At 51.1% G+C, this 22,196-nt stretch carries 21 protein-coding genes and 1 pseudogene; 18 read left to right on the top strand and 4 right to left on the bottom strand.

Annotated features, from left to right (window positions below; translation table 11 throughout):
- The 11 genes and pseudogenes from D1159_RS15925 to D1159_RS15875 form a co-directional block, all read left to right on the top strand.
- Window positions 1–1,560, top strand: a pseudogene (locus tag D1159_RS15925) (ATP-binding protein); the annotation flags it as partial.
- Window positions 1,557–2,516: a site-specific DNA-methyltransferase gene (locus D1159_RS15920; RefSeq protein ID WP_002569173.1), complete on the top strand. Its 960-nt coding sequence runs from the start codon at window positions 1,557–1,559 to the stop codon at window positions 2,514–2,516. The pseudogene D1159_RS15925 and the gene D1159_RS15920, both read left to right, overlap by 4 nt.
- Window positions 2,517–2,551: 35 nt before the next feature.
- Window positions 2,552–4,621: a CHAP domain-containing protein gene (locus tag D1159_RS15915; RefSeq protein ID WP_160278034.1), complete on the top strand. Its 2,070-nt coding sequence runs from the start codon at window positions 2,552–2,554 to the stop codon at window positions 4,619–4,621.
- A 42-nt stretch (window positions 4,622–4,663) separates the two neighbouring features.
- Window positions 4,664–4,942, top strand: a complete 279-nt coding sequence (locus tag D1159_RS15910; protein WP_009003586.1) for a DUF4315 family protein — start codon at window positions 4,664–4,666, stop codon at window positions 4,940–4,942.
- Complete coding sequence (locus D1159_RS15905; protein ID WP_009003585.1) at window positions 4,935–5,654, top strand: DUF4366 domain-containing protein; 720 nt, start codon at window positions 4,935–4,937, stop codon at window positions 5,652–5,654. Before D1159_RS15910 ends, D1159_RS15905 begins: the two co-directional genes overlap by 8 nt.
- Window positions 5,651–5,839, top strand: coding sequence for a hypothetical protein (locus D1159_RS15900; RefSeq protein WP_004607959.1), 189 nt, complete (start codon window positions 5,651–5,653; stop codon window positions 5,837–5,839). The genes D1159_RS15905 and D1159_RS15900 overlap by 4 nt, the downstream gene beginning before the upstream one ends.
- Before the next feature lie 15 nt (window positions 5,840–5,854).
- Window positions 5,855–7,945, top strand: a complete 2,091-nt coding sequence (locus D1159_RS15895; RefSeq protein WP_160278033.1) for a DNA topoisomerase 3 — start codon at window positions 5,855–5,857, stop codon at window positions 7,943–7,945.
- A 213-nt stretch (window positions 7,946–8,158) separates the two neighbouring features.
- Window positions 8,159–11,788 (top strand): YodL domain-containing protein, encoded by a 3,630-nt coding sequence (locus tag D1159_RS15890; RefSeq protein ID WP_160278032.1) that lies wholly within the window; start codon window positions 8,159–8,161, stop codon window positions 11,786–11,788.
- Window positions 11,789–11,791: 3 nt separating this feature from the next.
- A complete protein-coding gene (locus D1159_RS15885; protein ID WP_016289905.1) occupies window positions 11,792–12,745 on the top strand; it encodes a hypothetical protein in 954 nt (317 codons plus the stop codon).
- A 2-nt stretch (window positions 12,746–12,747) separates the two neighbouring features.
- Window positions 12,748–12,954, top strand: coding sequence for a transposon-transfer assisting family protein (locus D1159_RS15880; RefSeq protein ID WP_002569181.1), 207 nt, complete (start codon window positions 12,748–12,750; stop codon window positions 12,952–12,954).
- Window positions 12,951–13,316, top strand: a complete 366-nt coding sequence (locus D1159_RS15875; RefSeq protein ID WP_002585089.1) for a cysteine-rich VLP domain-containing protein — start codon at window positions 12,951–12,953, stop codon at window positions 13,314–13,316. The genes D1159_RS15880 and D1159_RS15875 overlap by 4 nt, the downstream gene beginning before the upstream one ends.
- Window positions 13,317–13,493: 177 nt before the next feature.
- Here D1159_RS15875 and D1159_RS15870 read toward each other — a convergent pair whose 3' ends face one another.
- From D1159_RS15870 to D1159_RS15855, 4 genes are all read right to left on the bottom strand, one after another.
- Complete coding sequence (locus tag D1159_RS15870) at window positions 13,494–13,745, bottom strand: helix-turn-helix domain-containing protein (RefSeq protein ID WP_002585088.1); 252 nt, start codon at window positions 13,743–13,745, stop codon at window positions 13,494–13,496.
- Between the two features lie 65 nt (window positions 13,746–13,810).
- The gene (locus D1159_RS15865; protein WP_135990375.1) at window positions 13,811–15,157 is read right to left on the bottom strand and encodes a relaxase/mobilization nuclease domain-containing protein; all 1,347 of its coding nucleotides are present in this window, start codon (window positions 15,155–15,157) and stop codon (window positions 13,811–13,813) included.
- Window positions 15,118–15,447: a plasmid mobilization relaxosome protein MobC gene (gene mobC, locus D1159_RS15860; RefSeq protein WP_160278031.1), complete on the bottom strand. Its 330-nt coding sequence runs from the start codon at window positions 15,445–15,447 to the stop codon at window positions 15,118–15,120. The genes D1159_RS15865 and mobC overlap by 40 nt, the downstream gene beginning before the upstream one ends.
- 257 nt (window positions 15,448–15,704) lie before the next feature.
- Complete coding sequence (locus D1159_RS15855; protein WP_004607969.1) at window positions 15,705–16,058, bottom strand: helix-turn-helix transcriptional regulator; 354 nt, start codon at window positions 16,056–16,058, stop codon at window positions 15,705–15,707.
- A 189-nt stretch (window positions 16,059–16,247) separates the two neighbouring features.
- Here D1159_RS15855 and D1159_RS15850 point away from each other — a divergent pair, with 189 nt between their 5' ends.
- From D1159_RS15850 to D1159_RS15810, 7 genes are all read left to right on the top strand, one after another.
- Entirely contained in the window at window positions 16,248–16,895 is a 648-nt protein-coding gene (locus D1159_RS15850; RefSeq protein ID WP_135990377.1) for a TetR/AcrR family transcriptional regulator, read from the top strand.
- A gap of 108 nt (window positions 16,896–17,003) precedes the next feature.
- Window positions 17,004–17,243 carry a hypothetical protein gene (locus D1159_RS15845; protein ID WP_135990378.1) on the top strand — a complete coding sequence of 80 codons (240 nt, stop codon included), beginning with the start codon at window positions 17,004–17,006 and terminating at the stop codon, window positions 17,241–17,243.
- A gap of 14 nt (window positions 17,244–17,257) precedes the next feature.
- Window positions 17,258–18,943, top strand: coding sequence for an ABC transporter ATP-binding protein (locus D1159_RS15840; protein ID WP_135990379.1), 1,686 nt, complete (start codon window positions 17,258–17,260; stop codon window positions 18,941–18,943).
- A 519-nt stretch (window positions 18,944–19,462) separates the two neighbouring features.
- Window positions 19,463–19,894 carry a sigma-70 family RNA polymerase sigma factor gene (locus D1159_RS15835; protein ID WP_135990380.1) on the top strand — a complete coding sequence of 144 codons (432 nt, stop codon included), beginning with the start codon at window positions 19,463–19,465 and terminating at the stop codon, window positions 19,892–19,894.
- A complete protein-coding gene (locus tag D1159_RS15830) occupies window positions 19,875–20,135 on the top strand; it encodes a helix-turn-helix domain-containing protein (protein WP_002590583.1) in 261 nt (86 codons plus the stop codon). The genes D1159_RS15835 and D1159_RS15830 overlap by 20 nt, the downstream gene beginning before the upstream one ends.
- Window positions 20,136–20,549: 414 nt before the next feature.
- Window positions 20,550–20,777, top strand: a complete 228-nt coding sequence (locus tag D1159_RS20095; RefSeq protein WP_004607973.1) for a transposon-encoded TnpW family protein — start codon at window positions 20,550–20,552, stop codon at window positions 20,775–20,777.
- Window positions 20,778–20,877: 100 nt separating this feature from the next.
- A partial coding sequence (locus tag D1159_RS15810; RefSeq protein ID WP_161846612.1) for a recombinase family protein occupies window positions 20,878–22,196 on the top strand: 1,319 nt, incomplete at its 3' end.

Here is a 22,196-nt window from a genome sequence, read left to right as displayed (position 1 = left end):
TACGGTTCCCGGAGAGGGTGGTGCAGACCTACCGCCGAAATGCGGCAAGGCGGCACTTCCCTACTCTACCAGAAAAAAGCGGTACGCAGCGGCTACGACATGGATATAATCCCGTCCGACCTTGCCACGTTCGGCAGCGAAGCGAAGAACCTCTTACAGGACTTGCAGAGCCGGAATGAAAGAATGTTCCTCTTGACGTTCCTTGTGGTGAACATGGCGGACACGAAGCGGAAACTGGAAAATGACGTGTTCGCGGCGGCGGGCATAGCACAGAAGAACAACTGCGCCTTGACCCGCCTTGACTACCAACAGGAAGCGGGGCTTATGTCCTCTGTACCGCTTGGGGAGAACCTTATCCCCATTCAAAGGGGGCTTACCACGTCAAGCACCGCTATCTTTATCCCCTTTATCACACAGGAGCTTTTCCAGACGGGCGCGGCGTTGTACTACGGCTTAAATGCCCTGTCTAACAACATGATACTCTGCGACCGCAAGCAGCTAAAGAACCCCAACGGCTTAATCTTGGGTACGCCGGGAAGCGGGAAATCCTTTGCCGCCAAACGGGAAATGACAAACGCTTTCCTCATTACCGACGATGACATAATTATCTGCGACCCGGAAGCAGAGTATTTTTCCCTTGTGCAGCGGCTTGACGGGCAAGTGATACGGTTATCCCCTACGGGCAAGGGCATTGACGGGAAGCCCCAGTATGTGAACCCTATGGATATTAACCTCAATTACAGCGAGGACGACAGCCCCCTTGCGCTGAAATCCGACTTTATCCTCTCCCTCTGCGAGCTTGTCATAGGCGGCAAGGAGGGCTTGCAGCCCGTCGATAAGACCGTCATTGACCGCGCTGTTAGGAACGTGTACCGCCCTTTCCTTGCAGACCCCGACCCGGAGAAAATGCCTATCTTGGGCGACCTCTACGACGAGCTTTTGAAGCAGCCGGAGCCGGAAGCGGCGCGTATCGCGGCGGCATTGGAGCTTTATGTTTCCGGGAGCCTTAATGTCTTTAACCACAGGACGAATGTAGAGCTTTCAAACCGCCTTGTCTGCTTTGACATCAAGCAGCTTGGGAAGCAGCTCAAAAAATTAGGTATGCTCATTGTGCAGGACCAGGTATGGAACCGCGTCACCGTCAACCGGGCAGAAAGGAAATCCACCCGGTATTTTATGGACGAATTTCATCTTCTCTTGAAAGAGGAACAGACCGCCGCCTATTCCGTTGAAATCTGGAAGCGTTTCAGAAAATGGGGCGGCATACCCACAGCAATCACGCAGAATGTCAAGGATTTGCTTGCTTCCCGCGAAGTGGAGAATATCTTTGAAAACTCTGATTTTGTCCTCATGCTCAATCAGGCGGCGGGCGACCGGGCTATCCTTGCAAAGCAGCTCAACATCTCCCCGCAGCAGATGAAGTATGTCACCCACACCGAAGCGGGCGAGGGGCTTATCTTCTACGGAAACGTGGTGCTGCCCTTTGTAGACCGCTTCCCAAAAGACACCGAGCTTTACCGGGTAATGACGACGAAGCCGGAGGAAGTGGGCGAAGCATGAACGGGCTGAAAACTGACACCATCATCAACCGGGACGCGCTCTATGCCTTGCGGGAGCTTCCAGAGGAAAGCGTACACTGTTGCGTCACAAGCCCGCCCTACTATGCACTTAGGGATTATGGGCTTGATATGCAGATTGGGCGGGAGGACACGCCGGAGCAGTACATTGACAGGCTGACCGAGGTTTTCCGCGAGCTGCGCCGGGTACTGCGTTCTGACGGTACGCTCTGGCTGAATATCGCGGACACCTACTGCGGCACAGGAAATAAAGGCTACCATGCAGACCCGAAGAACCCGAAAGGCAGAAACGGACAGCAGATTGCAAGAAACAACCGCGTTTCCGGCTGCAAACAAAAGGACTTAATCGGTATCCCTTGGCTTTTAGCCTTTGCCCTACGCGCTGACGGGTGGTATTTACGGAGCGACATTATCTGGCAGAAAGAAAACCCCATGCCGGAGAGCGTGAAAGACCGCCCTACCCGCTGCTATGAACATATCTTTCTGCTTACGAAGTCAAAGAAGTATTTTTATGACGCAGCCGCCATAGCCGAGCCGTTAGCCCCCACAACGGCGGCGCGGTACCGCACCGGGCGCAGCGCGGGACAGAAATATGCGGACGAAGTACCCGGACAGGGGAACGTACAGGGGCTTAACCGGGCGCGAAGCGGCAGCTACTACGACGAAGCCCTCATGCCGACCATGCGGAACAGGCGGGACGTGTGGCTTATCAATACCGTTCCCTACAAGGGCGGGCATTTCGCCGCGTTCCCGCCAAAACTTGCCGAAACCTGTATCAAGGCGGGCTGTCCGAAAGGCGGCGTTGTGCTTGACCCCTTTTTCGGCAGCGGCACGACGGGGGCAGCCGCAAAGCAGCTTGACAGGCATTATATAGGCATTGAGATAAACGCCGAGTATTGCGCCCTTGCAAGGGCGCGGATTGGAGGGACAGACACATAAAACAATATAAGGCGCGTGAAAAAGTCACGCAGAAAATGACCCGCGAGGGGGCTGTCGAGGTAAACGCCGCTACCGGGAAAAAGAAACGTATCAGCAAGCGGATAAGGGACGCGGACTTTGCAAAGACCGAAGCCCCACCGCAGCCGGAACAGGCAGCGCAGCCCCTACCGGGCGGCGCAACTTCCCCGCCCTTAACCGACACGCCGCCGCTTCCCCATGCGCCGGGGGCAGAACGGGAACAGGACACCGCAGCAGCCGAGCGCGTCTTGGAACGTATCGACGGGGCGCGTACCAGAAAGGCGAGCAAAAAGGCGGCGAGGAAAGCACAGGCAGAAGCCACAGCAAAAGAAAAATCTTCCCGCTTGCAGTTTACCGACGAGGAACGGGCAACGCCGGAGCTTGAAAAATATATCCGAAAATCGGACAAAGCAGCCGACCGTCTGGACGCGGCAAAGGCGGCTATCCCCAAAGAAAAGAAACTTGTACGGGAGCGCACCTTTGATGAAGCCACCGGGAAAGGCAAGACCCGCCTACATTTTGAGGAACGGGAAAAGCCCATAGGAAAGAATAAGCCCCACAATAACCCGCTATCCCGCCCCGCACAGGAAGCGGGTATTTTCGTCCACAACAAGATACATTCCGTTGAAAAGGACAATTCCGGCGTTGAGGGGGCGCACAAATCCGAAGAACTGGCAGAGCGCGGCGCAAAGTACGGGGTGCGGAAAGTCAAGGAGGGCTACCGCAGCCACAAGCTCAAACCCTACCGGGCGGCGGCAAAGGCAGAGAAAGCGGCGTTCAAGGCGAATGTGGATTTCCAGTACCACAAAGCCCTGCATGACAATCCGCAGATTGCGGGCAATCCCCTTTCCCGCTTCATGCAGAAGCAGCAAATCAAGCGGCAGTATGCAAAGTCGGCAAGGAAAGGCGGCGCAAAAACGGCGCAGAAAGCCGCAGAGAACACCCGCAAGGCGGCAAAAAAGACCGCCGAGGAAACAAAAAAGGCAATCGCTTTTGTAGGGCGACACCCGGCGGGCGTATGTATCGCCGTTGCCGCGCTGCTCTTATTCATCATGGTATCGGCGGGGCTTTCCTCTTGCGGCTCTATGTTCTCCGGCTTGATGAACGGCATACTTGGGACTTCCTACACGTCGGAGGACAGCGACCTTGTGGCGACGGAAAATAATTACGCCGCAAAGGAAAACGAGCTTCAGCAGCAGATTGACAATATCGAAAGCACCCACCCCGGCTATGACGAATACCGCTATGACCTTGACAGTATCGGGCATAACCCCCATGAGTTAGCGTCCTACCTCACCGCCCTTTTACAGACCTACACCCCGCAGAGCGCACAGGCAGAGCTAAACCGCGTCTTTGCCATGCAGTACACCTTGACGCTGACGGAAGAAACGGAAATCCGCTACCGCACAGAAACAAGCACAGACCCGGAAACCGGGGAAACGACCACCGAGGAAGTACCCTACGAGTACCATATCCTCAACGTGAAGCTGACGAACAAGCCCATTTCCGAGATTGCGGAGGAACTTCTAACGCCACAGCAGCTTGAAATGTACCGCGTCTATCTGGAAACAAGCGGCAACAAGCCGCTGATTTTTGGCGGCGGCTCCCCCGATATGGGCGCGTCCGAGGATTTAAGCGGCATACAGCTTGTAAACGGCACACGCCCCGGCAACACCGCCGTTGTAGACCTTGCGAAGCAGCAAGTCGGCAACGTGGGCGGGCGACCCTTTTGGAGCTGGTACGGATTTAACAGCCGCGTGGAATGGTGCGCCTGTTTCGTTTCATGGTGCTACAATCAAGCCGGAAAGAGCGAGCCGCGCTTTGCCGGGTGCCAGTCACAGGGCGTACCCTGGTTCCAGTCACGCGGGCAATGGGGCGCGAGGGGCTATGAGAATATCGCCCCCGGCGACGCTATCTTTTTCGACTGGGACGGGGACGGGAGCGCAGACCATGTGGGGCTTGTTATCGGAACGGACGGGGAGCGCGTCTATACCGTCGAGGGCAATTCCGGCGACGCCTGCAAGATAAAGAGCTACCCCGTTAATTACTCCTGTATTAAAGGCTACGGGCTGATGAACTGGAACTAAAAACAAACATAACACAGAAAATCTGAAAGGAGAAATTTATTGATGGCTATGAACAAAATTGAACGTATCGACAAGGAGATTGCAAAGACCCGCGAGAAAATCACCGAGTACCAGAACAAATTAAGGGGGCTTGAAGCGCAGAAAACCGAAGCGGAAAACCTGCAAATCGTACAGCTTGTGCGCTCCATGCGCCTTTCCCCGCATGAGCTTTCCGCTATGCTTTCCGGGGGCGGTATTCCGGGCATGGAAGCCGCGCCGGGCTACCCCGCAGAACCCGCAGACCATGACAACGAAGAAATGGAGGACACCGAGAATGAATAAGAGCAAATTTATCCGCAGCTTTTTTGTGCTGCTTACCACATTTATCTGTATGGGCGGCTTTTCCGTCACCGCCTTTGCACAGACCCCGGAGGGACAGGACGACACCGACGACAGCGGCGTTGTCTACGAGGAACCCGAAAGGGAAGAACCCCTTACCCCGGACGGGAACGCGACCCTTGTAGACGATTTCGGCGGCAACAAGCAGCTTATCACCGTAACGACCAAAAACGGCAATTACTTTTATATCCTCATTGACCGGGACGACGAGGGCGAGAATACTGTACATTTCCTTAATCAAGTAGACGAAGCCGACCTCTTAGCACTTATGGAGGACGGAAGCACCGAAGCAGCCCCGCCCGCCGTTTGCAGTTGCACCGAGAAATGCGAAGCCGGGAAAGTAAATGTGAGCTGCCCCGTCTGCAAGGAGAACATGACCGCTTGCAGCGGCAAGGAAGCGGAGCCGGAAACCGAAGAACCGCCGGAGCAGCCCAAAGAAAAAGGCAATGCGGGCGGGCTTGTGCTTTTCCTTGTCGTGGCACTTCTTGGCGGCGGGGGCGCGTTCTATTATTTTAAGTTTATGAAGCCGAAGCAAAACGTCAAGGGCGGCACCGACCTTGAAGATTTCGATTTTGACGACTACGACGAGGACGAGCCGGAGCCGGACGAGGGGGACGGGCTTTCTGATGAAGAACAGGAGGACGAGGAAGCATGACCCTGTTTACCGACAATCCCTTTGAAAAGATGATGATACAAAGACCGGGCGGGCGGCGTGACAATGCGCCGCCCGTTCCCCATTCCCCGGCTTGCGCTTCCTGTCCGTACAAAGGGCAGCTCCCTTGTGTGGGCTACTGTCTGAAACAGGTACAGGAGAAAAAGGCAAGTGAGCCGGAACGCTGAAAGGAGGATTTTTTCATGGCACTTAGACTTGTGATTGCAGAAAAGCCGAGCGTGGCGCAGACTATCGCCGCCGCGCTTGGCGTTAAGGAAAAGAAAGACGGATATATCGAGGGCGGCGGCTGCCTCATTTCATGGTGCGTCGGGCATTTGGTACAGCTTGCGGAAGCTGCCGCCTACGGGGAGCAATATAAAAAATGGAGTTTTGAGAGCTTACCCATTCTGCCGGAGGAATGGCAGTACGCCGTTGACCCGGACAAGGGGAAGCAATTCAAAACCCTAAAAGAGCTTATGCACCGCGCCGACGTTTCCGAAGTGGTAAATGCGTGTGACGCGGGGCGCGAGGGTGAATTGATTTTCCGCTTTGTCTACGAAGCGGCGGGCTGCAAGAAGCCCATGCGCCGCTTGTGGATTTCCTCAATGGAGGACGGGGCAATCAAGGCGGGCTTTGCTTCCCTCAAAGACGGGCGGGAATACGACGCGCTCTTTGCGTCCGCACTCTGCCGCGCAAAGGCTGACTGGCTTATCGGCATTAACGCCACCCGGCTTTTCTCATGTCTGTATGGAAAGACCTTGAACGTGGGGCGCGTCCAGACCCCGACCTTAAAAATGCTCACCGACCGGGACGCGGCTATCTCTCATTTCCAGAAAGAAAAATATTATCATGTTCGCCTTGATTTATCCGGCGCGGAAGCGGCAAGCGAAAGGATTTCAGACAAGGCAGAAGCCGCCGCGCTGAAAGGGGCTTGCGAAACACAAACGGCGGTATGCGTTTCCCTTACCAGAGAGAAGAAAACCGCAGCCCCGCCGAAGCTCTTTGACCTTACCTCTTTGCAGCGGGAAGCGAACCGCATTTTCGGCTACACCGCGAAGCAGACCCTTGACCTTGCACAATCCCTTTATGAAAAGCGGCTGTTGACTTATCCGAGGACGGACAGCAGCTTTCTTACTGACGACATGGGCGGCACCGCAGCGGGCATTATCAAGCTGCTTTGTGAGAAATTTTCCTTTATGGAGGGCTTGGGCTTCACGCCGGAGGTTGCAAAGGTAACAGACAGTAAAAAAGTATCAGACCACCACGCAATCATTCCCACTATGGAGCTTGCAAAGGCTGACCCGGACGCGCTGCCGGAAAGCGAGAAAAATATCCTTACCCTTGCGGGGGCGCGTCTGCTTTTTGCCACCGCCGAGCCGCATATTTATGAAGCGGTTACGGCGGTTTTCTCATGCGCTGATACGGAGTTTACGGCGCGGGGAAAGACGGTGCTTTCTGACGGGTGGAAAGAGATTGAACACAGATACCGGGCGACGCTGAAAGATAAGCCCGAAGCGGAGGACGGGGAAAATGAGGGCGTGACGCTGCCGGAGCTTTCCGAGGGACAGGGCTTTCCTAACCCCGCCGCAAAAGTAACGGAGCATACCACAACGCCGCCGAAGCCCCACAGCGAAGCAAGCCTTTTGTCGGCTATGGAACGCGCCGGGAACGGGGACACCGACCCGGACGCGGAACGCCGGGGGCTTGGCACTCCCGCCACCCGCGCCGCCGTCATTGAAAAACTGGTAAAGGGCGGCTTTGCAGAGCGCAAGGGGAAGCAGCTTATCCCCACGCAGAACGGAGCCGCCCTTATATCAGTGCTGCCGGATATGCTCACTTCCCCACAGCTTACCGCAGAATGGGAAAACAATCTGACGCAGATAGCAAAGGGAGCCGCAGACCCCGGCGAATTTCTGTCCGGCATTGAAGCTATGGCGCGGGAGCTTGTGCAGACACACGCCGCAGCACTGGACGGGAAAAAGGATTTGTTCCGGGAGGAAAAGACCTCTGTCGGCAAATGCCCCCGTTGCGGCTCTCCCGTCCATGAGGGGAAGAAAAACTACTATTGCAGCAACAAAGAATGTGCCTTTGTCATGTGGAAGAATGACCGCTTTTTCGAGGAACGCAAGACCGCTTTTTCCGCGAAGATTGCCGCCGCGCTCCTTAAATCCGGCAAGGCGAATGTGAAGAAGCTCTACTCCCCGAAAACAGGCAAGACCTACGACGGAACTATCGTTCTGGCTGACACTGGCGGGAAATACGTCAACTACCGTATCGAAGTGCAGAAGAACTAAAAACTGGAATAGCAAGCATAGGAAGCGGGTACCCACTTCCGTAAATCCCCGTTACGACGCTGACGCGCCGGACGGGGATTTTGCTTGTTGGGAAGTTTCCCAAACCCTCTAAAAAAATCAAAAAAATATTGGCAAAGCGCACAGCCCCGCCGTAGTAGGGAGCGTACCAGAAAAGCGCGGCGGTGCGCCGCCATTACAGAAAGGAGCGAATGAATGGAAATGAAGAAAGGCTATTCCGCATATGAGCATGACCGATTAGACCCGGCTGACAGTATGCGGATAGAGCGCAAAGTTTATTTTGAGGAAAAAACCGCTGACATTTCCGGGCTGACCGCCCTGCCCTTAGAGCAGTTGCGGGCATTGCGGGAGGAATACGCGGCGGCTGAACAGGCAGCTTTTGAAGCCTTGCGGCAACGGGCGGCGGCTTGGGAAGAACAGGCGGGAAAGACGCTTGCCATTGACAAAGCCATTGAGTATGTAAGGACGCCCGAAGTCAAGCATACCGCTAACCAATGGGAAGCTGCCGACTACGGAAAGCACATCAGTAACCGCGTCTACCAAATGCGTTACCGCGTATCCGAGAATACCCGGTATGACAGGGAAAAAGAGAAATCTATCCCTTACTCATGGACGCTCTCATGGAGCATTTACACCAACAGCCCCCACCAATACGGACAGGCGAAAATCGCAGGACAGGAAAGAAAAGTCTTTGCGGACAAGGCGGCTATGGAAAAGTATCTGAACGGGCGTATCAAGGCATACGCACATTTATTCACTGAAATATCCCCCTCTATCCCACAGGAATATGCAGAACATTTCAAAGTAAACGGGCAGCTTTTACCCGGCTATTTTGTTGAGGGGGAAGAACGGACGCAGCCCGGACAGGAAACTGAAAAAACAGACGCAGCCCCCGCAGAACAGGCGGCGGGGCAGACCACCGGGCAGAGAAAGGAGCATGACCCTATGAGCGAGCAGTTTTCAATTCTTATCGACAGCCGCAGTCGCTTTGAAACAGGCGAACCGGGCGGCGTGTGGCTTCCCATGCCGACCACAACAGAGCAGCTTCATGCGGCTATGGAAAGCGTCGGCATTACCGCAGACAATCCGCAGGATTTTTTCATCAACGGGTATTCTTCTACGGAGGACTGCCCCTTTGACTTGCCGCTTTCCGTTATCCAAAGCGCAAGCATGGACGAGCTGAATTATTTTGGAAAACTTCTGGAAATGCAGAGTGACGGGGACAAGGATAAATTTGCGGCGGCGGTTACACATGGCGAGTATGCCGGAAGCATGAAAGACCTTATCAACCTTGCACAAAACCTTGACTGTTACTGGCTCTATCCCACTGTCCGCAGCGAAGAAGATTACGGTTATTATCTTATCGACGAACTGGACGAGCTGGAGCTTTCCGAAGAAGCAAAGAAATATTTCAAGTATGAAGAATACGGGCGGGACGCAGTTAGCAAGGATAAGGGGCAGTTTACCGAACAGGGCTATATCTATAACAATCAGAACACCTTTACCGAATGGTATCGGGGAACGGAAAACGAGATACCCAAAGAATACCGCGTTATGAGCTTCCCACAGCCGGAACGCGGCGGACAGGACAAGACCTTTATGGACGCAGCCGCCACAGAGCAGACCGCCCGAACCGTCGCAGAGCAGCCACAGGAGCCGCACCCGGTTATCCCTATCGTGCTGACAGCCGGGAAGCCCGCCGAGAAATTAAAAGAGATTACCGACCGTCTGGAACAGGGCATTACGGAACTCTTTGACAGCGAGCGTTACAAGGAATATCTGAAAGTCATGTCAAAATTCCATAATTACAGCTTCCGAAACACCGTCCTTATCGCCATGCAGAAGCCGGACGCTTCCCTTTTGGCGGGCTTTTCCGCTTGGAAGAACAACTTTGAGCGAAATGTGATGAGAGGGGAAAAGGGAATTAAAATCATTGCCCCGTCGCCCTATAAAATCAAACAGGAAATGCAGAAAATCGACCCGCACACACAGAAGCCCATAATCGGCAAGGACGGAAAGCCCGTCACCGAGGAAAAGGAAGTCACCATACCCGCCTACAAGGTGGTATCCGTCTTTGACGTTTCCCAGACCGAGGGAAAGGAGCTGCCGGACATTGCCATTGACGAGCTGCCGGGCGACGTTGACCGCTACAAGGATTTTTTCGCAGCCCTTGAAAAGACTTCCCCCGTTCCTATCGCCTTTGAGAATATCGAGGGCGGCTCTCATGGCTACTACCACTTGGAGGACAAGCGCATTGCTATCAACGAGGGCATGAGCGAATTGCAGACCTTAAAGACCGCCATTCACGAAATCGCCCATGCGAAGCTGCACGACATTGACCTCAACGCGCCAAAGGACGAGCAGCAGCCCCACATTGACCGCCGCACCCGCGAAGTCGAAGCGGAAAGCGTCGCCTATACCGTCTGCCAACATTACGGGCTTGACACGTCGGACTACTCTTTCGGCTATGTCGCCGGGTGGAGTAGCGGGCGGGAGCTGTCCGAGCTGAAAAGCTCCCTTGAAACGATACGCAGCGCAGCCGCCGAGATTATCAATTCAATAGACGAAAATCTTGCGGAGCTGCAAAAGGCACAGGACAAGGAGCAGACCGCCGGACAGGAGCAGCCCACCAGAGAGGAAAAGGCAGCCCCGAAAGAACAGCCGCAGCCGGAAGCCCCGGCAAAGGCAGATACAGCCGGGAAAGAGAAGCCGGAAGCAGCCGCACCGGGAAAATCCGGCGCACAGGAAAAGGCGGGCGCAGCCCCGAAAGAAGCCTTTACCCCGGAAACGATTTACAGAGTGCGCCGAAACCCTTACAGCGACAGCCGGGAAAACAGCTACCTCTTGCAAGCCTATGTGACACAGGAGAACGGGCGGGCGAAAATGGGCGACGTGCTTTATACGGGAACGCCGGAGAAATGCCGCGAGCTTATGGGGCAGCTCAAAAGCGGCGAGCTGACCGAGGGCGACGTGAAGCAGCTCTACGCAAAGGCACAGGAAACGGCGCAGACCGCCGGACAGGACAAAGACACCTTTTCCATTTACCAGATAAAGGGCGGGGACGAAACAAGGGATTTCCGCTTTGAGCCTTACGACCGCCTGCAGGCGGCGGGGAATGTGGTTGACAGGGCGAACTATGAGCTTGTCTATTCCGCACCCCTTGCGCCGGAAACTTCCCTTGAAGATATTTATACCCGCTTCAATATCGACCACCCCAAAGATTTTAGGGGACACAGCCTTTCCGTTTCGGACGTGGTAGTGCTTCATCAGGACGGACAGGACGCGGCGCATTTCGTTGACAGTGTAGGCTTCCGGCAAGTGCCGGAGTTTTTACAGGAGCAGAAACAGCTTACCCCGGACGACTTGGAAACGGGCGAAACCGTCAAGACACCGAGGGGGACGTTCCATGTAACCGCCATGAGCCGGGAGCAGATAGAAGCCGCCGGATATGGCTTTCACCACCAGTCGGACGACGGAAAGTATCTGATTATGGGGAATGGGACGCGGGCGTTTGCCGTTGCCGCAGAACAGGCGCAGCGGGACAATCCCTTGAAAACCGCCGAGCAGACCATAGAGCAGAACGGAAACATGATTGACGGTATCATCAACAACACCCCCACCGTTGACGAACTGGAAGCAAAGGTAAAGGCGGGCGAGCAGATTTCCCTTGTTGACCTGGCTAACGCTGTCAAAGCCGACAAGGAGCGCGGCAAAGGGGCGAAGCCGGAAAAGAAACCCTCTATCCGGGCGCAGCTTAGAGCCGACAAGGAAAAGGCGCAGAAGAAAAACGCAAAGCAGAAGTCACAGGACTTGGAAAGGAGCTGACCCATGCCGGAACAGAGTAAATTTGAAAACGTGGATTTGTTCGCTTCCCTTGAAGCGATTATGAAGCAGAACACAGGCTTTTACCAGAGCGACTTAGACATTGACAAAGAGATTATCGCAAAGGCGGCGGCAAGCCCCAACAGGGAGGACAAGACCCTTTTGTGGTTCTGCCGCCCGTCCGGGACGCACTGTTTCCGGGAGCGCGACGTTTTCCTCAAAGACACCGCGCCCCACAACACATGGCGTTTCTACATGGAGCAGACAAGCGACCGCGTCCTTGCCTATGCAATCGAGCTGACGGGAAAGGAGCGCGGGAAAATTAAGGGCAATCTGTACGAACTGGACTACGCTAAACATTATGAGCGCGTCAAGGAAAATGAGCTGCCCGCCGATACGGTGAAGCTGATTTATGAGCGAGGGGAAAGGGAGATACCCGCCGGACGGTTCTTCAACGGCAACCCAGACCCGCAGCTTGGGAAGTTTGAACGCTTTGAAGCCCTACCCGACGACCCGGACGCGCTGCAATCACTCTTACAGGAAGAACGGCGCAGCCGGGAGCAGCTTCCACCGGGGGACTTCAAGGCGCATATCACAGCCTTGCGGGACGGGCTGATTGAAACGGAAGCGCGGCGCATTGTGCGGGAAATGAAGCGGCACTATGAGCCGAATAGCCCGAACAAGACCCATTTCATGGCAGAGCTTTCCCCGGCGTTCATGCGGCTTGCAGCCACAAAGGACACTGACCGCCTTTTCTCCATGCTGCCCTACAAGACACTTTCCTTTTCCAAAATCGAGGGCAGACATGGGACGTATGCGCTGATTGACAAGGGGGAGAACCGGGACAGGGAGATAAGGAAGCCCCGCCCCTCTATCCGGGCGCAGCTTAAAGCGGACAAGGCAAAGACCGCCCCGAAAAAGGCGGCGGCGAAAACAAAAAATCACGATATGGAGGTATGAGCATGATTAGACTGACTGTTGAAGAAACAAACCTTTTGAGCATTTACAACGAGGGCGGCAAGCGGGCTTTGATTGAGAATGTCAACGCCGCGCTGCCCTACATGGACGCGGATATGCGGGAGCTTGCAAAGCGCACCCTTTCCAAAGTGGACGCTTTGACCGAAGCGGAATTTGCGGAGCTTCCCATTTACGCCGCTGATGAAGTATGAACGGGGTTAAGCGGCTGACGCCGCCCCAGAGCCGGAAAGTCAACGCCCTTGTGCGCCGGACGTGCTGCAACTATGATAACGGGAACTGTATCTTACTGGACGACGGGGACGAGTGCGTATGTCCGCAGCTCATTTCCTATTCGCTTCTCTGCAAGTGGTTCCGGGTTGCGGTGCTTCCCGCCGACAGGCTGCTCTATGCGGAGCTTTACCAGACAGGGGATAAGAAGAAATGTACCGAGTGCGGCGCGTTCTTTGCGTCAACCTCTAACAGTGTCAAATACTGCCCCGTCTGCCGGAAGCGTATCACCCGCAGACAAGCCGCCGAGCGCATGAGGAAAAGACGCGCCCCTGTTACGCAGTAGGTGCGGAAAATCCCTTGATTTACAGGGCTTTCCGGGCGTGAAAATCGGACAGGCGATACTTTATACCTTTACCCCCGAAAATGGCGTTCTACTGCGTAACATTCACGAAAGCAGCACCCATAAAAAGACAGGGCGCGGAAGTCATATACTGGCTTCCGCGCCCTGTTCTTTTTTTGCCTATCTGACATTTCCCTTTTCCATTTCTTCAAGCGGGAACTGCGGGAGGGCTTCTATCAACTTCTTTGTGATAGACTGGCGCATATCTTCGTTGATTTCCTGTTTCGTGCTTCCGTCCGGCTGTCTGACCGCTACCGTCGATAGCCTGTCGATTTCGTCCTTGTAGCACTCCACGACTTTCTCCACCGCCCATTTTTCCCCGGCGACGGCGGCGCGTATGGTTTCATATTCCGGCATTTTCTGGTTTTCCATGCTTCAACGCTCCTGTCTGTATTTGATAGCCTTATCATAGCACAGCGGCGGGGATTTTGCTATCCTTATCCGCGCTCTGTTCCCTTTTCACGTTCCGGCTGCCTGTCTGCCTGTAAAATGCTGTCAATGTTCTGCTTGATAATATCATATTCCCGGACTTTCTTTTTCAGCTTCCCATAGTCGGCGTAAAGGGCTTCTTTCTGCGTTTGGAGGGCTTCATACTCCGCTTGCAGCGCGGCGAGGTTCGGGAGCTTCGCAATGCCCGCCGCTTTCAGCGACCTTGCGGCGGCTTCATGGAGGATAATTGCCTGTTCCTGTCCGGCGCGGTATTTTTCCCTGTTTTTTGCCTTGCGGTATGCGTCATAGACGGGCTTTGTCTTTTGGTAGGTGGAAACATTCTTGATAAGCACCGCCATATCCGCAAGCCGCTTTTCGGCGTTCTTCAATGCGTCTGCCGCCTGTCTGCTTTCCGCTGCCATTTCCTCAATCCGGCTGACTAAATCTGCGTACTGCTCAATCTTATGTTCCGTCAAGAAATTCATTGTTTTAGCTGCCTGTTTCAGATTATGGATTTTCGCCCACTGTTCATAGCCCTTGCTCTGCGCCGCCTTGATACTGTTCTCAATGTCGATAAGCAGCGACACGCCGCGCTGTTCTCTGGGAGCTTTCACCGCTTTTGTCCGTCTGCCCGCTATCCGTTCCCTTATGGCTTCCTCTGTATAGTCTGCGCCGAGGGTTTTAAGGCGGGTGAAGCGTTCCTGTCCGGGGGCGCGGCATGATACATATTTCCCCGGCTTTATCTCATAGCCCGCCGCCTGTAACCGCTGCAACAATTCCTCAAAACTGGAAACTTGGGGGATAAGCGCGTCAAGGGCGGTTTTTAGCTTGCCTTTCCAACTTGTACCCGTCTTTTCTGCCTGGTACTCTGCATAGCTTTTTCCCTTGCTGCCCTTGCCGGGAACAACGACGGACAAGCCATTTTCCCGGCACAGCTTGTCGCTCATGTTCCGTATGCCGTAATAGCTCCTTTTGTTGGAATTGTATTTGTGGTGGTCTACGAAATTTACGGCGCAGAAAATAATGTGATTGTGGACGTGTCCTTTGTCAATGTGCGTCGTGAGTACATATTCATGCTGCCCCTTTGTTACCGCGTCGGCAAGCTGCTTCCCGATTTCGTGGGCTTTCTCATAGTCCACTTCCCCCGGTGCAAAGGACTGTATCAAGTGAAAGGCTAAATTGTTGCCCTTATCCAGTGCTTGCGACAGGGTATAGCCGAACTCAATATCTGCCGTTTCATAGGAGCAGCCGAAAGAGGATATGAGCATTTTCCCGTCCGTCTTGTCCGGGTTTTCGATATAGTCAAGGGCTTTGCTTAGGGTGCTTTTAACAGGCTTAATCTTTGTAACCGCCATATCTCCGCAAGCACCCCCTTTATTTCCTCTATGTCCTCTTGGTATGCGTTCCCCGTCGCGTTTACGCGGCGTGCTATCTGGTTGACGTTGACACCGATTTTCTGTATCTCTGCGGTCATTGCCTTTATATCGGCATGGTCTATCTGAATGATATACCCGTCAATGGCAATCTTCCGCAGATATGCCGCCATGTTCCGGGTGGGTACGAGCTTCATTTTTTCCAGTATTAAATCCCGTTCCGCTTCCGTCACTCTGAATTTGATTTGCACCGTTCTTTTGCGTCCGTTCATGTATTCGCTCCTTTCCGTTCCGAGGGTTTGGGACACGTCCCAACAAGCAATTTTCAACCGACGCGCCGCAGCGCGGGAGGGGGAAAATACGGAAGTGGGTACCCGCTTCCTATGCTTGCTACGAATGTTTTTATCCCTTATGCCTTACTACGGAGCTATGCCCGGTTTTGCCAAACTTCCGCAAAAGAAAAACGCTGCAATCCTCAAAAAAAGATTACAACGCTCTCTAAACCTTATTCAATTCTGACGGACACCTCTTATCTGCCCTCTGTTTCGACTTCCGCTATCTCCTTTGCCGTTGCGCTCACAATCCGTATGCCTGTATCGCTCATACCGTCAAGAAGCGCGTCAAGCTGCCGCCGCTGCGTGTTCTTCTCTGGCGGCGTTTCCAAAAGAAACTGGTCTACGGATATATTGTAGCGGAGCATAAGCTCAAAGAAAATCTGTAAACTTGGGTGCTGCCCCTTGTTCTCAATGTTCGCAAGGTAGCGCGGCGAGATAAACATTTCGTCGCTCACTTTCTTGCGGCTCTCCTTGCGCCCTGTCCGCGCCGCCTTTATCGCTGCCCCAAAAGCCTTGAAATCGTATTTCGGTACTGGTCTTTTTGCCATAGTTATTCACCCTGTTACATTTTACTGTTCTCCTTTGCTTTTGAATATGTCTACGCAGTTCTATTAGTTAGCTAAAATAAATCATATTTTTCTGCCTTGCAATTAAATACCGGCTGAATGTATCTTGACAAGCAGACGCAAAAAGAATATAATACATACCAAACGAATGAAATGGAAGGTGGTAGATACATGGCGCGTAATAAATATCCAGAAATAACCGTTGAGAAGATATTAGAAGTGTCACAGCGGTTATTCATGGAAAAGGGGTACGACAATACAACGATTCAAGATATTGTAAATGAACTTGGCGGACTGACGAAAGGAGCAATTTATCATCATTTCAAGTCAAAAGAGGAAATTATTGACGCATTAGGGGGGAAACTCTTTTTTGACAACAATCCATTTGTTACCGTACAAAATCAGAAAAACCTAAATGGTTTAGAAAAAATGCGTGAAGTCATTAAGTTAAACCACGCAGATAATGATAGGACTGAACTTGGAAAACAGAGTATTCCTCTTTTGAAAAATCCCCGCTTGTTGGCTGAACTGGCTGATACAAACAGGAAATTGATTGCCCCTCTTTGGTTGCAGCTTATTCAAGAGGGAATAGAGGACGGCTCTATCCAAACCGAGTATGCAAAAGAACTATCTGAACTTTTGCCATTACTTACAAATTTTTGGTTAATTCCCTCTGTCTATCCTGCAACCCCGGAAGAACTGCTTTCAAAGTTTGCATTTATCAAATATTTGTTAGATAGTATGAACTTGCCGATTATTGATGATGAAATTTTCGGTATGGCACAGAATTACTTTGAACACTTAAACGTAGCCAAGTAGATAAAATTGCCTTGCAAAAGGCAGTTTTATTTTCAAACTATACATTCATTCGTAAGGTATTATTTTTAAGCATATACATACCGTCTTAATGTATGAAAGGAGAATACTATGTCAAACTTAGACCAAAAAATCGAAAATGCTGCAAACAAAATTGAAGTTGTCGCAAATGAAGCATGGAAAAAGCGGTCATTCCGCATTGTATCCAAGTCTATATCTGCTACGGCAGAAATCGGACTGATGATAGGGGCTGCACATTTATCCGAAAAAGGCTATAAATCAGCCGCCACCTGCCTGTTTGGTTTAGGGGCAGTAGGACTTGTCTGCGATTTACTTTTTAACAGAAAATAGGAGGACACCGCTATATGATACGATACTTAAAACAATACAAATTCTTGCTTTTCCTTACCGCATTATTTACTGCAATCAGTTCTCTATCTTATGTATTTATTGCTATCTTATTGCAACAAGTTATGGATATTGTAGATATGGGCGATATGGACGGCTTTATCAGAATACTACTCTTTTCTTTAGCTTACTTTACACTTATGGGAGTATTCATGTACCTGCAATCTTTGTTTAGCAAAAAATTTGTCTGTAAAATTATGAAAGCTGTCCGTTCTAAAACCTTTATAGGAATTGAACGGCACACGATTGAGGACTACTCTAAAAATAATACTGCTGATTATTTATCCGCAATTACGAATGATGTAAAAATGATTGAAGATAACTATTTACTGCCCCTGTTGCAAGTTATCCAGTATACGATTATTTTTATAGCTTCCCTTGCTGTAATGATTTACTTTGACATTATCGTTACAGTCTGCGTGATTATCGCAATCGCTATCATGCTTGTTGTACCCAGTCTATTCGGAGGACTACTCTCCAAACGACAGGATAAATATTCTGATATGCTATCCGATTTTACAAACCATGTAAAAGACCTGTTATCCGGTTTTGAGGTTATCAAGTCTTATCGAATGAAAAAATATGTTCTCTCACGATTTGAAATAAGTAACGAGGACACTATAAAAGCAAAATATTCTGTTGACAAGGCGATTGCGGCAAATGAAGCGGTTTCTATGGTGCTTGCGCTTCTTGTTCAAGTGGTTGTTGTTTTTCTTTCTGCATACTTCATTATCATTGGTCGTATCAGTGCAGGAGCCTTGTTAGGCATGGTACAGGTAAGCAGTAACCTTGCAAATCCATTATTGATTATATTTAGCAATATTCCCAAAATCAAGAGTATAAAACCAATTACACAGAAGCTAAATAACCTTTCAGATTACAAGGAACAGAACACAAATACAAAAAAATCACCCTCTTTCAAAAAAATGATTTATGTAGATGATTTGCATTTTTCCTATGATAAGGAAAACGAAGTCTTAAACGGTATTTCACTATCCATTGATAAAGGAAAAAAATATGCTTTTGTCGGCAAGAGTGGGTGTGGAAAGTCTACATTTATTAAGCTGATTGCCGGATATTACTCTAATTTCAAAGGTGATGTACTATATGACGCAGATAGTCTTTCCGTTTTGGACATTGATAAAATAACTGCGCTATCGTCGGTCATTCATCAGAATGTTTATATGTTTGATGAGAGCATTTTTGACAATATTTGCCTACACGAAGATTTCAGTAAAGAAGAATTGCAATCCGTATTGTCTGATAGTGGTTTATCACAGTTTATTGAGCAAGTACCAAACGGACTTAAATATCACGTTGGAGAAAATGGAGATAACCTTTCCGGCGGACAGAAACAAAGAATTGCCGTAGCAAGAGCCTTAATTCGTAAGAAGCCACTGTTGATTTTAGACGAGGGTACGTCTGCTATTGATATGCAAACTGCGTATGATATTGAAAGCAGGCTATTGGCAATATCTGATTTAACGCTACTTACTATCACTCATAATATGAGCAGCGATATTCTTACACTCTATGACGAAATTGTATTTATGGCAGACGGCAAAATAATTGAACATGGCACATTTGAAGAACTTATTACTAAACACGCTGCATTTTATGACTTCTATCAACTAAAGAAGTAGGTATCTTTAGGGGAAAGTTTCTTTGAACCGTACACAATCCTTAAATACTATTATCTGCTCCCCTAACGGGGAAAGAAAAAAACCGTTAGAGGAGCAGATATTTTTGTATGCCTTTTTACGCAATATCTAATCTATCGGCGGTTTTGAAATATCAAAGCCGCCGTTTCTTTTTATCTTCTCAAGAAATGACGCGGTATCACTGTTGAAAGCGGCGGCTAAAGGAGGTAGCCGCCATGAAGCACATACCATATCGACAAAATCCGACGGTCATTGACACATCAAAAAAAGCCCGACCACCGCCGGGGAAAACTACGTCTATCAATATGAACTGTCTAATCATCTGAATACCGCTTACAATACCCTTACGCCTGTCCGGGCTTTTCGGACAGGCGTATTTTGCTGCTCAAAAAATTTTTTGAAAAAAATCCGAAAATCTTCGGCGTTTTTTTCAAAAGGCAGTATTGCCCCGCGAAAAGGGGGAAGCACCACCAACTTTCCAACGAGAAAGGGGGTGAGAATGTGGAACCTAATCGCAGGGAGTTTATAAAACAGTGCGCTTTCCAGAAGTTTTGTAATACGGTACTGCACAATGAAGCGTGTGACGCTCACAAAGAGCTGCACAGGCATAAGGCAAGGGAGATTACCTTTTCCGACTTGACCTTAGAAGAAGCGCGGCAGCTTCATACCTTTGATGAATATTTCAAAGGGGAAACCGCCTTTGAAAGAGCCGGGAAGAAAATCACGCCGAAGCTGCTTCTTGAAGCAATCCGTACTTTGCCGGAAGAAAAGCGCAAAGCCGTACTCCTGTACTATTTCGAGGGAATGAACGACACCGAGATTGCGGAGCTGTTCGATACGTCGAGAAGCACGATACAGTACAGGCGGACAAGCTCTTTTGAGCTGCTAAAAAAATATCTGGAGGAAAATGCTGATGAATGGGACGAATGGTAACGAACCCGGCTACCCGGAAAAAGCCCTTGTTCCCTATCCTGTCATTTTGGCAGCGACAAAGGGCGACCCGGACGCTATGAAGATTGTCTTGCAGCATTTCAGCGGCTACATAGCCCGCCTCTCCATGCGGAAGCTGTACGACGAGCGCGGGAACGTCTATTTTGGCGTAGACCACGACATTCGGGAACGGCTGCAAGCAAAACTGATGATGGCTGTCCTCACCTTTAAGGCAGAGGAATAAACCGCAGCGGCGGGACGCTTTCTCTCTCCCCCTTTTCCGTTCCGCTGCTGACGCGGCAGCAAAGCCATTCTGAACCTTGACAAAGAAAGCGGCGCAAGATAACGGCGGCGCAGCATAGGGCAAATCGGATACGTTCCTTTTGCGCCGAGCCATACGGTGGGTGCGCCATGACGCTATCCGGGTGAGGTTATCCCCGCCCGGACAGCCGAGCGACCAACACCGCGCCGGAAAGCAAGTGTAGCGGCTTGCGGGCGACGACGCGCAGAATATACAATGATACTTCCTTACAGCCACAGTCCGAGCGTTAAGAGCGTCGCAGGCAATGGGTAGGGCTGCATGAGAACCATGCGGGGGTGCAATTCCCATGAGGTTATGCTGATAACCGTCCGATTAAAGCCTTTGTTTTCTTGAATAGTGGACTTGCTGCTATTCATAGACTGTATTATATGTTTGCGAAAGAAAGGGGGATTTTCTTTGACGCAAAACCAAACGCCCGTTACCACAACGGAGCATAAAATCGGAAAAGTTACTTACCTTGTATGTTCGTCCGCAAGTGAACGCGCAACGGACACACTGGATAAAAAGATAAAGAAGCTCATTCGCAAAGACATGGAGCTGAACCCCGCAAACGCCCGGAAATAGGGCGTTTCTTCACATTTTATACATGACACAGGCAGCGGTATGTGGTATAATATAGACAGTACAAATACCATGCTTGTCTGTCGTCGGAAAGGAGGACAAAATGTTACAGACAGACAAGATTACCGCTTTATATTGCAGATTGAGCCAGGAAGATATGCAAGCCGGGGAAAGCGAGAGCATACAGAACCAAAAACTGATTTTACAAAAGTACGCTGACGAACACCACTTTTTCAACACGCGCTTTTTCGTAGACGACGGATTTTCCGGCGTGAGCTTTGAGCGTGAGGGGCTTCAAGCCATGCTGCATGAGGTTGAAGCCGGGAACGTGGCAACCGTCATAACAAAAGACCTCTCCCGTCTGGGACGTAATTATCTGAAAACCGGGGAGCTGATAGAGATTATCTTTCCCGAATATGAAGTGCGCTACATTGCCATTAACGACGGTGTAGACACAGCGAGGGAAGATAACGAGTTTACCCCTCTGCGGAACTGGTTCAACGAGTTTTACGCCCGCGACACTTCAAAGAAAATCCGGGCAGTCAAACAGGCAAAGGCGCAGAAAGGCGAGCGCGTCAACGGCGAAGCCCCTTACGGCTACCTTATTGACCCGGATAACCGCAATCATCTGATACCCGACCCGGAAACGGCGCACGTTGTAAAACAGATTTTTGCAATGTATGTACGGGGCGACCGTATGTGTGAAATCCAGAACTGGCTGCGGGACAATGAGATATTGACCGTCGGGGAACTGCGCTACCGCAGGACAGGGAGCAAACGCCACCCCCGCCCACAGCTCAACGCATGGTACAACTGGCCCGACAAGACGCTGTACGACATTCTGACAAGGAAAGAGTATTTAGGGCATACCATAACCGGGAAAACCTACAAGGTATCTTATAAGTCGAAAAAGACGAAGAAGAACCCGGAGGAAAAACGGTATTTCTTCCCCAACACTCACGAGCCTTTGATTGATGAAGAAACCTTTGAACTTGCACAGAAGCGGATTGCCACCCGGCAACGCCCGACAAAGGTTGATGAAATTGACCTGTTTTCCGGGCTGCTCTTTTGCGGGGACTGCGGCTACAAAATGTATGCGGTACGCGGAGCCGGGACGCTTGAACGGAAACACGCCTACACTTGCGGCAACTACCGTAACCGGGCAAGAAATGATATGCTCTGCACTACGCATTATATCCGCAAAAGCGTATTAAAAGAACTTGTCCTTGCAGACTTGCAGCGCGTAACGTCTTATGTGAAAGAGCATGAACAGGAATTTATTCAGACCGCCAACGAGTGCAGCGCAAAGGCAGTACAAAAGACACTGACGCAACAACGGAAAGAGCTTGACAAGGCGCAGAACCGTATTAACGAGCTGAACATCTTATTCCGCAAGCTCTACGAGGACAACGCTTTAGGGAA

It is taken from the genome of Pseudoflavonifractor sp. 524-17 (assembly GCF_009935845.1).
Taxonomy (GTDB): domain Bacteria; phylum Bacillota; class Clostridia; order Oscillospirales; family Oscillospiraceae; genus Pseudoflavonifractor_A.
The sequence above is the reverse complement of the archived record's forward strand: the minus strand, read 5'-3'. Positions and strand labels throughout refer to the sequence as shown.